The 14442-nt window shown below is 75.1% G+C and carries 9 protein-coding genes and 1 pseudogene; 1 reads left to right on the forward strand and 9 read right to left on the reverse strand.

Translation table 11 applies throughout. From position 1 onward, the window contains the following. The 4 genes and pseudogenes from ACFV0Q_RS15450 to ACFV0Q_RS15465 form a co-directional block, all read right to left on the reverse strand. Positions 1 to 1490, reverse strand: a pseudogene (locus ACFV0Q_RS15450) (GAF domain-containing protein); the annotation flags it as partial. Between the two features lie 262 nt (positions 1491 to 1752). Further along, the gene (locus ACFV0Q_RS15455) at positions 1753 to 3570 is read right to left on the reverse strand and encodes a VanW family protein (protein ID WP_385005395.1); all 1818 of its coding nucleotides are present in this window, start codon (positions 3568 to 3570) and stop codon (positions 1753 to 1755) included. Positions 3571 to 3761: 191 nt separating this feature from the next. Further along, a complete protein-coding gene (locus ACFV0Q_RS15460) occupies positions 3762 to 4478 on the reverse strand; it encodes a response regulator (RefSeq protein ID WP_385005397.1) in 717 nt (238 codons plus the stop codon). Further along, positions 4475 to 5698 (reverse strand): sensor histidine kinase, encoded by a 1224-nt coding sequence (locus ACFV0Q_RS15465; protein ID WP_385005399.1) that lies wholly within the window; start codon positions 5696 to 5698, stop codon positions 4475 to 4477. Before ACFV0Q_RS15465 ends, ACFV0Q_RS15460 begins: the two co-directional genes overlap by 4 nt. 159 nt (positions 5699 to 5857) lie before the next feature. Here ACFV0Q_RS15465 and ACFV0Q_RS15470 point away from each other — a divergent pair, with 159 nt between their 5' ends. After that, positions 5858 to 6193 carry a DUF4190 domain-containing protein gene (locus tag ACFV0Q_RS15470; RefSeq protein ID WP_385005401.1) on the forward strand — a complete coding sequence of 112 codons (336 nt, stop codon included), beginning with the start codon at positions 5858 to 5860 and terminating at the stop codon, positions 6191 to 6193. A gap of 110 nt (positions 6194 to 6303) precedes the next feature. Here the strand turns inward: ACFV0Q_RS15470 and ACFV0Q_RS15475 are convergent, their stop codons facing one another. The 5 genes from ACFV0Q_RS15475 to ACFV0Q_RS15495 all read right to left on the reverse strand — a co-directional run bounded on the left by ACFV0Q_RS15475 (position 6304) and on the right by ACFV0Q_RS15495 (position 14419). Beyond that, on the reverse strand, positions 6304 to 7749 hold the full coding sequence (locus tag ACFV0Q_RS15475) for a glyceraldehyde-3-phosphate dehydrogenase (protein ID WP_385005403.1): 1446 nt from the start codon (positions 7747 to 7749) through the stop codon (positions 6304 to 6306). 72 nt (positions 7750 to 7821) lie between these two features. Next, entirely contained in the window at positions 7822 to 9504 is a 1683-nt protein-coding gene (locus ACFV0Q_RS15480; RefSeq protein WP_385005405.1) for a thiopeptide-type bacteriocin biosynthesis protein, read from the reverse strand. 18 nt (positions 9505 to 9522) lie between these two features. Continuing rightward, entirely contained in the window at positions 9523 to 11475 is a 1953-nt protein-coding gene (locus ACFV0Q_RS15485) for a TOMM precursor leader peptide-binding protein (protein WP_385005407.1), read from the reverse strand. Beyond that, the gene (locus ACFV0Q_RS15490; RefSeq protein ID WP_385005409.1) at positions 11472 to 13244 is read right to left on the reverse strand and encodes a hypothetical protein; all 1773 of its coding nucleotides are present in this window, start codon (positions 13242 to 13244) and stop codon (positions 11472 to 11474) included. The genes ACFV0Q_RS15485 and ACFV0Q_RS15490 overlap by 4 nt, the downstream gene beginning before the upstream one ends. Next, positions 13241 to 14419 (reverse strand): lantibiotic dehydratase C-terminal domain-containing protein, encoded by a 1179-nt coding sequence (locus ACFV0Q_RS15495; RefSeq protein WP_385005411.1) that lies wholly within the window; start codon positions 14417 to 14419, stop codon positions 13241 to 13243. The genes ACFV0Q_RS15490 and ACFV0Q_RS15495 overlap by 4 nt, the downstream gene beginning before the upstream one ends. Between the last annotated feature and the right edge of the window lie 23 nt (positions 14420 to 14442).

The raw sequence follows: 14442 nt of genomic DNA on the forward strand, positions 1-14442 counted from the left end.
CGGCGAGGGCGTGCTCGCGGGTGTAGCGGCGGGCGTTGTCCATGCTGACGGCGGCCCGGGCGACGAGTTCCTCGGCCAGCGAGAGGTCGTCTTCGTCGAAGGGCTCCGGCTTCTCCGAGCGCCAGAAGTTGACCACGCCGAGGACGACGCCCCGGGCCGTGAGCGGGGCGGCGATCAGCGAGTGGATCCCGTACTCGACGATGGCCTTGGCGCGCGGCGGGTCCTGGGCGTGCCAGCCCGCCGCCTCGGACAGGTCGGTGACCAGCTCCGCCTCGCCGGTGCCGAAACCGCGCGCCTGGGGGGTGGACGGCAGGAAGTCGATCAGCCGGCCGCGGGGGTAGAGGGGGTGGTCCGAGCGGATCCCGTTGACCGCGGTGCGCCGCATGTCGGCGCCCGGGGCGGGTTCGTCCCCGTCGAGGACCTGGTCGGCGAGGTCGACGGTGACGAAGTCCGCGAAGCGGGGGACGGCGACGGCGGCGAGTTCCTCGGCCGTGCGGACCACGTCGAGGGTGGTGCCGATGTCGACCCCGGCGTCGTACAGCAGCTTGAGGCGGCGGCGGGCGGTCTCGGCGCGGCTGGTCAGGACCTGCATCTCGGTGGAGTCGCGGATGGTGACGGCGCTGCCTTCGGGGCGGCCGCGGGGGTGGGTGGGGCGCTGGTTGACCACGAGGAGCCGGGCCCCGGTCGCCCGCGTGGTGCACCTCGTCGGTGGCCACCCGGCCGGAGAGCAGCAGGTCGGCCATCCGGCGGTCCAGGCAGGGCACGTCCCCGATGGGGCGTCCCTCGGCGTCGTCGGGGAGGCCAAGCAGCCGTTTGGCCTCGTCGTTCGCGAGGAGCAGCCGCCCGTCGCCGTCGGTGATCAGCACGCCCTCGCGGACCGCGTGGAGCACCGCGTCGTGGTGCTCGTACATGCGGGTCATCTCCTGCGTGCCGAGACCGTGGGTCTGGCGGCGCAGGCGCCGGCTGATCAGGGCCGTTCCGGCGGTGGCGAGGGCGAGGCCGGTGGCGATGGCCAGGAGGATGACGGGGAGCTGGCGGTCGACGGCGCCGGTCACGTTCTTCACGGTCAGGCCCGCCGAGACGAGTGCGATGACCCGGCCGTCGGCGGCGGTGACCGGCACCACGGCCTGGATCTCCTGGCCGAGCGGGCCGTCGACGCTCTCGGTGTAGGTGTGTCCGGCGAGCGAGGGCCCGATCGTGCCGACGAACCGTTTGCCGATGCGGTCCGGCTGGGGGTGCGTGTACCGGATGCCGTTGGTGTCCATCACCACGATGAAGTCCACGCCCGCGGCCTTGCGGGTGGCCTCGGTGACGGGTTGCAGGATGGCGGACGGATCGGAGCTCCGCAGGGCCGCCGGCAGGCCCAGGGAGTGGGCGAACGTCTCGGCGACGGCGACCGACCGGTTGCGCGCCTCGCGGTCGATGTCGTGCTTCGACTGGAGCAGCAGGGCCAGCAGGGATCCGGCCGCGAGCAACACCACGATCGCCACCTGGAGGACGAATACCTGTCCGGCGACGCTCCTGAAACGCTTGCCTACGGGTGACCGCACCGGCGTGCCCGGCACGGGTGGCGGCGAGGAAGGGTCACGCACCCAGTTGTAGCACTTCCGGTTGCCCGTGGCCCCCGGCATGCGGCAAACGCGTCCGGCCGGTCACGCGCCGTGATCAGCGGCGGGGTGGTCGGGCGGCCGCGTTCCGGCCGGCGGGTGGTCCGGCCGGCGCGTGGTCCGGCCGGCGCGTGGTCCGGCCGCGCTACGACAGCGGCGCGGGAGCGGCGCCGAGGGCGGCGGCCGTGCCGGGCGGCGTCTGCGCGGTCGGTGTGCCCTGCGGGGCCGGGGCGGCCGGTGTGGCCTGGGGGGTGCAGGTGACCTCGTCGCGCGGCGTGTAGTGGGTCTTGAAGTTCTCGCGCTTGACCTCCTGGCCACCCTGTACGAAGACACGGCCGACGGAGACGTCGAAGCCCTCCAGCGGGGTCTGGACCTCGCAGGCCGGCCCGCTGCCGGTGCGCTTGGCGGGGGGCGTGATCAGGGTGCGCGGCCCCTTGGTGGCCTTGACCTCGTCGTACTTCTTCGTGCCGAGGAGGGTGATGGTCAGCGAGGTGTCGGTGGACTGGGCCTGGACGTAGAGGGCGTGTCCGGAGTCGTTGACCCAGCGCAGGTCGAGGGTGCCCCACGCGACGGTGGCCTCGCGGCCTTCGGGGTAGCGCTCGATGTAGAAGGAGTGCGCGCCGTGCTCGGCGAACCGGACCCCCGCGAAGAAGGCGGCGTTGTACATGGTCGTGGCGACGGCGGAGACGCCACCGCCGGGCGACTTCACGTACTGGCCGTCGTTGATCATGATGCCGTCGACGAAGCCGTTCTCCTTGGTGCGCTCACCGACGGTCCGGTTGAAGCTCCATTCCTCGCCCGGGAGGACGACGGAGCCGTTGATCAGCTCCACGGCGCGGCCGATGTTGGTGGTGCGGTACGGCGCGGCGGGGAACTGGACGGTGAAGGAGGAAACCTTCTCCTTGATGCCGAGCCGGCGCGCTTCGGCGCTGGTGAGGTCCGGCTGGACCGCCTCGGTGGGGACCTCGCCGCTGCGGGCGGCGCCGGTGCGGGTCAGCAGGGGCAGCACGGTGCGGCCGAGCGCCGCCTGGGTGACTTCCTGGCCTGCGCGGCTGTCGGTGTCCACGGCCACGCGGCCGGCCCCGTCGAGGCCGAGTACGGCGTCACGGGGGGCCTGGACGGCCTCCTCGACGGGCCGGGCCACGGCGGGGTCGGCCAGCAGCGCCTTGGAGTCGAGGGCCGGTACGAGGCGGCCCTGGGCGTCGGGGCGCATGGTCAGGTGCTCGCCGAGGACGGCGGGGCTTATGGGTATGCGCTTCCCGGCGACGGCGACCGTCACCGGCCCCGACATCGCGGGCTGCGCGAACTGGCGCATGGCCCGTCCGGTCTCCTCGGCGCCGACGCGCGGCTCCTGGCGCTCGACCGGCATGACGACGGGGGCGGTGGCGCCGCTCAGGTAGGCGGCGCGCAGGGTGTCCAGGGCCCGGTCCTCGACCAGGTCGACGCCGGGCCGGGGGGCCACGGCCTTCGCCGCGCCCCGGTCGAAGGCGATGGCCCCTTCGCGGACCTGCTGGCGGGTGCTCGCGTCGATGCCGTCGAGGGCGGCCCGGGCCTTCGGCTCGTCGACGCGGACCACGGGCTCGACGTCCCGCCTGTCGGAGGAGGCGAAGAGCCGGCCGATGACGGTGACGGGGTCGTGTCCCGTGCGGGCGGCGCGGTCGACGGTCGCTGCGGTGTCCAGGGACAGCCCGAGCGCGGCCGGGTCGGCCTTCTCGACGCGGTCGCCGATCCGCATCGCGACCGGCGCCGCGGCGACGGGCCCGAGCTCGCGGTCCAGCGCCTGCCGGGCCTGCGCGCGGCTCATCCCGCCGATGTCCACGCCCTGGACCCGGGTGCCCTGGTCCACGTCGCCGCCGGTCACGAGGCCGGTGACGTAGAGGCCGCCCAATCCGAGTACGGCGGCCCCGCCCGCCATCGGCAGTGCGATCCGCCAGTTGCCCGTCCAGTTGCCCGCGCGTCCCATGTCACTCCCTGCGGCACCGACCGCTGACGGCCGGGCGCGGACCGCGCCAGCGGCCCCTAGAAGACGATTTCCGAACCTTCATGATTGCCCCGAATGGGTAAATTACGCGCAATATGTAACGGTTCTCACGCCGGGCCCGGGTCCGGGCGCTGTCCGGCGGCGGGCGCCTTGCGGGCGGGCCGTGTCGCGCGTCAGCCGGTGAACCCCGGCACCACCAGACCCGACTCGTACGCGATCACCACCGCGTGGGTCCGGTTCTGCGCACCGAGCTTGATCAGTACGTTCCCGACGTGCGTCTTCACCGTCTCCAGGCTCACCGTGAGCGACGCCGCCATCTCCGGGTTGGACAGGCCGGTCGCCATCAGCCGCAGCACCTCCTCCTCCCGCCCCGTCAGCGCCGCCCTCGGCAACGCCTCGGCGGAGCCCAGCGGGCGGGCGGCGACCATCCGGCGCAGGGCCGCCGGGAAGAGGATCGCCTCCCCCGCCGCCACCACCCGTACCGCCTCGGCGATCTGCCGGACCGGAAGCCGTTTGAGGACGAACCCGCTGGCGCCCGCGCCGAGCGCGGCGGTGACGTGGCCGTCGTTCTCGAAGGTGGTGATCACCACGACCTTCGGCGGTGCGGCCGGCTCGGCAAGGAGTCGCCGGGTGGCCTCGATCCCGTTGCACCGCGGCATCCGCACATCCATCAGGACCACGTCCGGCCGCAGCCGCCGCACCTGCTCGACGGCCTCGACGCCGTCGGCGGCCTCCCCGACCACCGAGATCCCCGGCTGCGCCGCGAGCAAGGTGCGCAGACCGCTGCGGGTCACCTCGTCGTCGTCCGCGATCAAGAGGGTGACAGGGGGAGGGGCAGGGCTGGTGGCGGCGCCCGTCGTGGCGGCCGAGCTCGCGTCGGAGGCGGTCATGCCGAGCCCCGTACCGGCAGCCGGACCGCCAGCCGCCAGTGCCGCGGCCCGTCCGGGCCGACCTCGATCTCACCGTGCAGCAGCCGCACGCGCTCGGCGAGGCCGGGCAGGCCGTGCCCGGACGTCCGGAAGACACCCGCGCCCGGGCGCGGGCCCGCGCCATTGACCACACCGAGTTCCAGCCCGTCCGGCGCCGCCGCCACCCGGACGCCGATCGGACCGCCCGTCCCGTGCCGCAAGGCGTTCGTCAGCCCCTCCTGCAGGATCCGGTACGCGGCCCGGGAGAGCGTCCCCTGCACCTGCGCCAACGCGCCGGACAGCTCCACATCGAGGACCGCGCCCGCGTGCCGCAACCGGTCGAGCAGCTCGGGCAGGTCGGCCAGGGTCCGGGTCGGTGCCGTCTCCGCCTTCTCCTCGCGCAGTACGCCCAGTACGTAGTCCAGGTCCTCCAGCGCGGCCCTGGCCGACTCCTCGATGCTGCGCAGCGCGGCCCGCGCCGCCACCGGGTCGGCGGACAGCACCTCGCCCGCGACGGCCGCCTGGATCGTGGTCGCGGTCAGCGTGTGCCCGATCGAGTCGTGCAACTCGTGGGCCAGCCTGTTGCGTTCGGCGAGGCGCTGCTCCCGCTCGGCCATCAGCGCGAGCCGCTCGGCCGACGAAGGACCCAGGAGCCTGGGTGCCAGCCACCGCAGCACGCTCGTCACCACCGCGCACACGACCGCCGCGAGCAGCAGGCAGCAGAGCGCCATCACCCAGCTCCGCCATCCGTCGTCGGACCGCAGCGACCGGCCGAACAGACTCAGCCCGGCCTCGGCATCGAGCCACCCCCCGGGGAGCGCGATCCCCATGAGGACCAGCACACCGCTCGTCAGCGCCCCCGTCCACCCCAGCGCCACGTGCAGCAGCAGCCAGAGGGGAGTCCGCCAACGGTCGGCGCCGGACGGCACGGCGGCAGGGGCCGGCAACGGCACCCTCAGAAGCCGGCGGGCGAACGCGATCAGCGCCCGCCGCGTGGTGCGGGCCAGGCCGACCGAGCCGATCAGTGCTGCCCAGACCAGGAGGACCAGGACGGCCTGCACTCCATAGGGAGCGGATGGCGACGCCAGCGTCGACAGCAGGGCGAAAGGCAGCAGCGGAAGGCTCGTCAACGCACCGCAATAGGCGAACAGCATGCCCGAATACGTGGAGCCGCGCAGCAGCGGCCGAATCCCCATGATCATGATCGGCCCAGTATGACCGGGCAGCTCACCGGCGGCCTCCCCCGATCGGGGGAGCACCTTCTCCCGCCTTCCCGCGATGCGCGTCCGCGACGCCGGAAGCCAGGATCGTGCCCTGAGCAGTTGACCGGAGGACGTTTCATGAACACGCAAGGAATAGAGATGCCGCCGCATCACACGGCATCGGCCAACGGCCTGGCCGGGGCCGCCATGGTGCTCGGCGTCATCGGCTTGAGCACGTCGGTCTTCATCATCGGCGGCCTGCTCGGCGGCATCGGCCTGATCCTGGGCATCGTCGCCCTGACGACGGCCAAGCGGACCGGCACCGGCCGGGCCAAGGCCCTCACCGGCATGGTGACGTCGGCCATCGCGATCGTGGTGTCCGTCCTGGTCGCCGTCCTCTTCGTCTGGTACGCCGACAAGACGCGGGAGTGCTACCGGCCCGACAGTTTCCAGCAGTACAGGCAGTGCGTCCACCAGCAGTTCACCGGGAACTGACCGGCGACGGGCGACTTGTCCCGGCGAGGACGTGACGGTGGGGCCTTCCGCCGACGGAAGGCCCCACCTCAGGTTCGTCACACTCCGCGCCCCGCAGGGAGACGGGTGGGTCAGGCCTGGGGGATCGGGTACGTGGGGTACTCGACGCCCGAGACGTGCTGGACGACGCGGACGACCTGGCAGGAGTAGCCGAACTCGTTGTCGTACCAGAGGTAGAGGATCGCGTTGTCGCCGTCGACCTTGGTGGCACCCGCGTCGACGATCGAGGAGTGGCGCGAGCCGACGAAGTCCATCGAGACGGCGTCGGGCGCGGTGGTGAAGTCGATCTGGCGCTTGAGCGGCGAGTTCAGCGAGACGTCGCGGAGGTGGTCGAGGACCTCCTCGCGGGTGGTCTCGCGGCCCAGGCGCAGGCTCAGGATGGCGATCGAGACGTCCGGGACGGGGACGCGGATCGAGCTGCCGGTGATCGGCGCCTTGAGGTCGGGCAGCGCCTTGGCGACGGCCGAGGCGGCACCGGTCTCGGTGATGACCATGTTGAGCGGCGCGCTGCGGCCACGGCGGTCGGCCTTGTGGTAGTTGTCCAGCAGGTTCTGGTCGTTCGTGAACGAGTGGACGGTCTCCACGTGGCCGCGCAGCACGCCGTACTCGTCGTCCATGGCCTTCAGCGGCGGGACGATCGCGTTGGTGGTGCAGGAGGCGCAGGACAGGATCTGCTCGTCCGGCTTGATCGTGTCGTGGTTGACGCCGTGGACGATGTTCGGGACGTCGCCCTTGCCCGGAGCCGTCAGGACGACCTTGTCGATGCCGGGGCGCAGGTGCTTGGACAGGCCCTCGCGGTCGCGCCACTTGCCCGTGTTGTCGATGAGGATGGCGTCCTTGATGCCGTACGCCGTGTAGTCGACCTCGGACGGGTCGTTCGCGTAGATCACCTTGATCGTGTTGCCGTTGGCGACGATCGTGCCGTTCGCCTCGTCCACGGTGATGGTGCCCTGGAACTGGCCGTGGATGGAGTCGCGGCGCAGCAGCGAGGCCCGCTTGACCAGGTCCGCGTCGCCGCCGCCGCGCACGACGATGGCGCGCAGGCGCAGGCCGTTGCCGGAGCCGGCCTTCTCGATCAGCAGGCGGGCGACGAGGCGGCCGATGCGGCCGAAGCCGTAGAGGACGACGTCGCGGCCGTCACCGCGCTCGATCTTGTTCGCGCCGCTGGCGCCGGCGACGGCCTCGGCCGTGAACTGCTCGATCGACAGACCGCGGTCGTCGGCCTTGTACGTGGCGGCGAGCATGCCGATGTCGATCTGGGACGGGCCGAGATCGAGGGCGGCGAGCGCCTGGACGAACGGGAACGTCTCGGTGACCGAGAGCTCCTCGCCCGCGATCTGGCGGGCGAAGCGGTGGGTCTTGAGGATGCTGACCACCGACTTGTTCACCAGGGAGCGGCTGTGCAGCAGGATCGTCACGTCCCGCTCGCGGTGCAGCTTCCCGATGATCGGGATCATCGACTCCGCGATCTCTTCGCGGTTCTTCCAGTTGGTGAACGAGTCCTCGTTGACAGTCACAGATCCATCTTTCGAGCTAGGCAGCGCTCATATGCTAACCCCTTCGAAATTTTGTCCTTCCCGCGGTCCCTGCTAAAGCGATTTTTGCGTGCGGCGGCCCAGCGGCAGGAGGTACTGGAGGGGCTGCTCCAGGTCGTCCAGGCCGAGGAGCTCGTGGGCCAGGTCGTCGTGGAAGCCGCCCAGCGGGGTGCCGCCGAGACCCAGGGCGGAGGCCGTCAAGAGCAGGGTCTGAGCCAGGTGGCCGGTTTCCAGCAGGGCCAGGCGCAGGGCGCGCAGGCCGTAGCGCCGCCGGAGCAGGCCGAGGTCCGCGTACAGGCCGAGGACCACGGGGGCCTCGTCGACGCCGATCCAGTCGGGGTCCGTCGCCGGGCGGGACAGGTACGTCGACAGCGCCTTGACGTCCGCGACCGGCGCCGCGGGGCCGATGCGGCGCAGGGTCCGCCGCTCGGGCACGCAGTCGTACGTACCGGCCTCGACCCCGGCCACGTCCAGCACCAGCAGCCGCACCCGGGCCGTGTACAGGGCGCCCGCGCTCGGGTAGGGGCGGTGGGCCGTGACGCGCTCCGAGCCGTCCGCGAGGCGCTGCGCGGAGCGGCCGCTCTCGGCGCAGGAGTGCCACAGCAGGGCGCCCAGGGCGGCGGCGTCCAGCGGCCCGGTGAGGGGGCCGCGCAGCGAGGCCCGGCCGGCCAGTACGGCGCTCAGCGGCACGTCGGGCAGGGGCGCGGCCGGGAGGGCGGTCTCCGGTCCGGCCGCGGACGGGTGCGGGGCCGCGTCGGGGAGCGGCCGCAGGGCGGTGTCCTCGCCCCGGCCGATCTGGAACTTGCTCCGCTCCAGGTACTGCAGGTCGGGCGCGGTGTGGCCCGGCGGGAAGAACGTGGCGGGCTCCTCCGTCTCCAGCAGGGTGCGGGCGGCCAGCCGGCAGACGGCCCGCTCCTCGTCGGGACCGACGCCGAGCCGGTTGAACAGCATGTGGAGCTGCGAGCCCCAGACCCACGCCGAGGCGGCCCCCGACAGTCCGGCTCCCGCGCGCAGCAGGGCGTCGGCCTCGCGGACCCGCTCCGCCCAGTGCAGGAGCCAGGGCTGCGCGCCGCCGCCCTCCGCGAGCCGCTCCCGCAGGGTCTCCGCGCGCCGTGCCAGCCCGGTGCGCTGGGCGGCGTACACGGTGTTGACCCGGGTGTGGACGGCGGCGCCGGGCAGCAGGGGCGGGTCCGTGACCCAGCGCCAGCCCGCCGCGTGCCGCCGTAGCCAGCGCGCGGCGGTGAGGCGGTCCATGCCGAGGGCGTACGCCGTCGCGTGGGCCAGGTCCGCCGCACGGGTCAGCCGCACCGCGTCCGCCCCCTGGGCGGGGGCGTCCCGCAGGGCTTCCAGCACCACCTGGGTGGAGGCCGCGAACACCTCCTCGGCGACCGGCAGCGCGCGCGGGCCGCCGTAGCGGTCCGTCTCGGGGACGTACGGGACGGCGCGGACCTCCCCGTGCCGGGAGGGCCACGGGCCGGGCACCGCGGGCACCTCCTTCGCCGCCCGGGCCAGCTCCTCCGGCAGCCACGCGGCGGCCGGGGCGCTCAGGCCGCGCACGCGGATCCGTACGTGGGGGCCGTCCTCCCCGTACCGGATGAAGAACCACCCGGCGGCCTCCCCCGAGGCGACCAGGCCGTCGAGGAGCGGGGCGGCGGCGCGCAGCAGGAACGCGTCGGTGTCGGACGTCTCGGAGTGCAGGAAGAGGTGGTGGCTGTGCCAGGCGTCGGTCGTGGTCACGTGGGGTCCTCGGGGGTGTCAGGGGAAGGGGTGCGGATGGAGCGCGAGGTCCTCGTGGCGCAGGGGACGGGGGGTGCGGCCCAGCCGGTACGGCACCTCCAGCAGCCGGGGCAGGCCCCGGGTGCGGCGGTTGACGTGTCCGAAGGTCATCGGGAGCGCGCCGGGGACGACGACCTTCACGCAGTGCAGGCCCAGCCCGTCGCGCAGGCCCGGCTCGCTCTGGTCGACGGCGATCACCTCCAGGCCGGCCCGGGACAGCCGCTCCACGGTCGCCCCGAGCAGGGCGGACAGGTCGGCGACCGGCTCGGGCGCCCCCGGCCAGGCCTCCGCGGCGGGCACGCGGGACGTGCCGGCGAAGAGGAACTCCAGCCGCGGGCCCGCTTCGGGGAGGGTGTTCAGCCCGACGTGGTCGTCCAGGGTCACCACCAGTTCGGGCCGGTGCAGCATGGGCCGCAGCCGCTCCGGATCGCGCGGGCGGCCCTCGGCGAGGGAACGCGCCGGCGCCTCCAGGACGTTGGTGACCACCTCGGCCACCGCCGAGCGGATCGCCGCCCGGGGATCGTGGTGCGCGCCCGCCGCGAGGAACATCCGGGGCGCGTCCGGGTGGGAGCCGCGGTAGCGGCAGACCGCGACGACGGCGGGGATGCCGAAGTCGTTCGTCGCGTCGAGCAGGTGAAGGCGGTAGCCCGCGAGGGCGGCCCGGTCCGCGAGGAGGGCGGTGTCGAGGTCGTCCGGCGGCGGTTCGACGCGGCGCAGTGGCGTGGCCGCGTACCAGGCCATCAGGAAGGCGTCGCGCTCGGCGACTTCGAACAGGCCGTAGAGGGCGGCCTCTTCGGGGCTGTTGCCGAGTCCGCAGCCGTTGGAGGATTCGTAGACCACGCGCGGGCGGGCGACCGCGCCGGCCGGCACGTCCCAGTAGGCGACGTGTTCGGGGACGGCCGTGACCCGCTGCCGGGTGAGCGACCAGCCGTGCACCCAGTCCAGTTCGAGGTCCGGCGCGTACGGAACGGTCGGTGAGGCCGGATGCCCGTGGTGGGCGGGGTCGGGCAGGCCGAGCCGTTCGGGGTCCACGGCGCGGTCGGGTCCCAGGGCGGCGAAGGAGGCCCGCAGGGCGGTGCGGCGGCCGGTGGGGCGCATGCCCGCGTACCGCTCCGCGCTCTCGAACAGGGCGACGCGCTCGCTGTCGGCGAAGTCGCGGGCCCGGCCGTAGCCGCCGTCCTCGACGAGCCGGCCGTCCGCCACGAACGCGGCGGTCAGTGAGAAGGGGGAGTCCTCGGCGCGCAGCAGGCGGTGGACCGGGCCGAAGCGCTCGTCGTACAGGGCCGCGCGCAACCGGTCCGGTGCGGTACGCGGGTTGGGGGCGCGCAGGACGTACGGGTCCGGGAGCGGGCGGGGTCCCGCCGGCAGGGGGGCCGGGGCGGCGGCGGAGTCAGCGGGGAGCGGGTGGCAGACCGCGCAGCCTCCGACGGGGCGGATGCGGTGGGTGGACCAGGTGCCGCGGCCCTGGTGAACGACGTACACGGTGGCGGTGCCGGGGCCTTCGGACGACTCCGGCTCCGTCGGCGGCTCCGGCTCCGTCGGCGGGTCCGGCGACTCCACCAGCTCCAGCAGCTCCAGTGCGAGGGCGCCCGCCGACTCGGCGAGTGCCGGGGACGGTACGCCGGCCAGCGCGAGTTCCCCGCTCCGCCAGGGCACGCGGCCGCCGGCCGTGGCCAGCCTCTGGTACTCGGCGCAGCACAGGCAGGCCGCGGCTCCGGGCCGCAGCACCGGGCCGACCACCATCAGCGCACCGTCGCAGCGCACCGGGACCAGGGCCACCGGGTGGCGCAGCGCGTGGCGGCTCAGCGCCTCGGCGAGGCCCAGCGTCCACCGGGTCAGCAGGACCACGGCCGGGCCGGCCGTGGTCGCCGTCGCCGAGTCGGCGTCGAGGAGCGGCACGGGGAGCTCGCCGAGGGAGTCGGACGCGGTCACGGTGTGGCCTCCGGGGTGCACAGGACGGTGAACCCGAAGGCCCGCAGCCGGTCGGCGAGTTCACCGGCGGGCCCGGTGGACGACGGCGCGGCGGGGTGGGCCGCCCCCGCCCAACGGGCCATCGCGTCCTGGAACGCCCCCTCGCGGGCGGCCGCTTCGGCGAGCCAGCGGCCCGTCCAGCCGCGGTCCTCCCAGGCCGCCGTCCGCGCCCCGGCGGCGGCCAGCGCGGCGACGGCGCCGCCGGAGGGGCGGGGCGCGGGGCCCGAGACGGTGCCCGGGGCCAGGGCGGATCCCGCCGTGACGGCGGCCACGGCGGCCAGCGCGGCCCACGCCGCCGCGTCCCCCGGGGTCGCCTCGACGGCCTCCCCGAGCACCCTGGCCCCCTCGGGTGCGGGCTGCCGCACGAGGGCCCGGTACACCTCCTCGCCGGGGGCGGCCCGGAACACGTACAGCCGGGCGGGCACGGCGAGGCGGACGGTGAGGGTGGTCCACCAGTGGCGCGCCTGCGGATGCCCCGACCACCGCGCCCCGGCCACCGGAGCCCGCCCGGCCCCCGTCCCGGCCCGCCGGGCGACGGCCGCGCGCAGGGCCCGGCCCCGGGCGTGGGCGGGGTCCGCGCCGACGGTGAAACCGCCCTCGCCCAGGCCCAGTTCGGCCGCCCGGCAGAACACCTCCAGGCGCGCCAGGTCCAGCCTCGGGGCGCCGCCGACCAGGGTGGCGCCCTGCGGCGGCACACAGGCGGCGAGCGGGACCGGCAGCTGCGGCAGGTCCGCCGGCCCCGGGTCGGGCAGCACCCCGCACCGCGCGTCGCCGAGGGCGGCCACCCGGCGCAGCGCTTCGCGGAGGGTGGCGGCGGGGGCGAGGGCGGCGTCGGACCGGCCCGGCCCGAGCCACGTCCGGTACTCGGAGCGCGGCGGGCGGGCGTCCGCGATCAGCACCGACGGGAGCCCGGCCACCAGCCGGTCATCACCCCCCTCGTCCGCCGGATCCCCCAGCCCGCCCGCCGCACACACCACCCGCTGCGCGGCCGCCCCCGCGACCAGCAGCCGGAACGCCCGCACCCCGCCGAATCCGGCAGGGACGGGGGCGGGCGGGTCCTGGGCGAGGCGGGCCTCCAGGGCCGTCGCGTCGGTGTGGGTGCGGGCGGGGGCGGCCGGGGAGGTGACGTAGCCGGTCTCGCCGCACAGGCCCGCCGCGACACCCCGCACGGGGCCGGCGTCGTGGACGTAGAGGTGGATCCGGTCCTCGGGCAGGCCCGGGTCGGCGGTGAACGCGACGGGCAGTCCGCCCCGTTCGAGGGCCCGGCCGGCGGCCCTGGCCAGCGGTCCGTCGACGGCCGCGGCCACCACCTCGGCCCGCGCCGCCCCGAGCGCTGCCGCCGCCCCGCCGGGCTCCTCCGCGCTCACGGCGAGCCAGCGCGCGACCGCCCCGGAGCCGCGGAAGGGACCGGCGGACTCCGCGGAACGCGAGGAACCGGCGGGACCGGCGGAACCGGCCGGCTCCGCCGCCTCGGTGACCAGCAGGTCGTGGGCTTCCAGTTGGGCGATCAGGGTGTCCACGGCGGCGCGCGCCGCCGAGCCCGGTCGCAGCCGGGCCAGCAGCGGTTCGAGGCCGCCGGCGCGGAGCTGCGGCTCCAGCGAGCGCCACAGGGCGGGCAGGGCGGTGCTGCCCTCGAGGGTGACGCTCCCGCGCCGCCCCCGCAGGTGGAGGCCGCCGCGCAGCGGGGTCACGGCGGTGCCGGGGCGCAGCCGGCGTACGGTCCCGGTCATGCGCCGCGCTCCACCGCGCCGATGACCGCGGCGATCTCGGCGCGCCAGTCGCAGCCGGTCAGGGCGGGCACCGCGCGCACGACCAGGTGGGCCGCCAGGTACCGCTCCAGCGGGCGGACGTCGCAGAGGGCGAAGAGCCGGTACAGGGCGTTGGTGCAGACCCGGTGGACCAGGTAGTCGGGGCGGCTCCACATCGTGCCCCGCGGGTCGGAGCGGGCCAGCAGCCGGTGGAACTCGCTGTACCGGGTCCGGACTTCGTGGTTCCAGCGCTCCCCCGCCGCCGCGTCCCCGGTGGCGGCGGCCCGGTCGCGGTAGGCGAGCGGGTCGCCGTGCAGGTCCGCCCCGGCGTCGTGGCGGGCCTGAGCCAGCCGCCAGGCGCCGGCCGAGAACTCCGCCCAGGGCCGCTCCCAGCCCTGCGCGCCGCCGTCGGCGATGCGTCCGACGAGGGCGGTGACCGTGTCGCCGGCCCGCTCGGCGTGCTGTTCGAAGCGGGTCCGCACGCGCCCGTCCGGGTCGTCGTGGACGAGGAAGTCCTCCAGGTGGGAGACGTACGAGTAGTGGCCGCCGGCCAGGCCTCCCGGGTGGGCCGCGGCGTGCGCGGCGAGCCCGGCCACCGCCAGCTGGAGCCGCGCCTGAGCGGTGTCTGCGTGCTCGGCGAGGAACCCCGCCCCGGCCCGCAGCGCGCCGAGCCCGGCGCGCAGCAGCTCCTCGCGCAGGGCGGTGCCGTCGTCGCCCAGCAGGACACGCAGCGGAGAGCGGTCGACGGGTTCGACGCGGACGGTGTTGTCCGGCTCGATCGGCCCGTAGGGCGGCGGGACGAGTTCGGCGCGCCCGGCCTCGGCGGCCCGCTCCAGCAGCTGGGACTCCGTCAGGTCGCCCCGCGAGGGGTGCGCGTGGAGCCAGTCGCGGATCCGGGAGGCGGCGGCCGCGGCGGCGGCCTCCACACGTGCGGGCGGGCCTTCGATGCGCAGCCGCAGGTGGGGTCCGTGCAGCCAGTGCCGCTCGACGTGGGCGGCGAGGCCGTCCGCGGCGCAGGCCTCGGCGAGCGGCAGCATCACCTCGCGCAGCAGCGGCGCCTTGACCGGATGGTGGTGGAAGGCGACGACGTCGAGAGCGGCGTCACCCCGCCTGGCCGAAGGCCCGGTCTCCGCCTCCGTCCTCTCCACCGTGGTCATGTCGGCGCTCCCCTCCGTAGGCG

Source organism: Streptomyces sp. NPDC059564 (genome assembly GCF_042735575.1).
Lineage (GTDB): Bacteria > Actinomycetota > Actinomycetes > Streptomycetales > Streptomycetaceae > Streptomyces.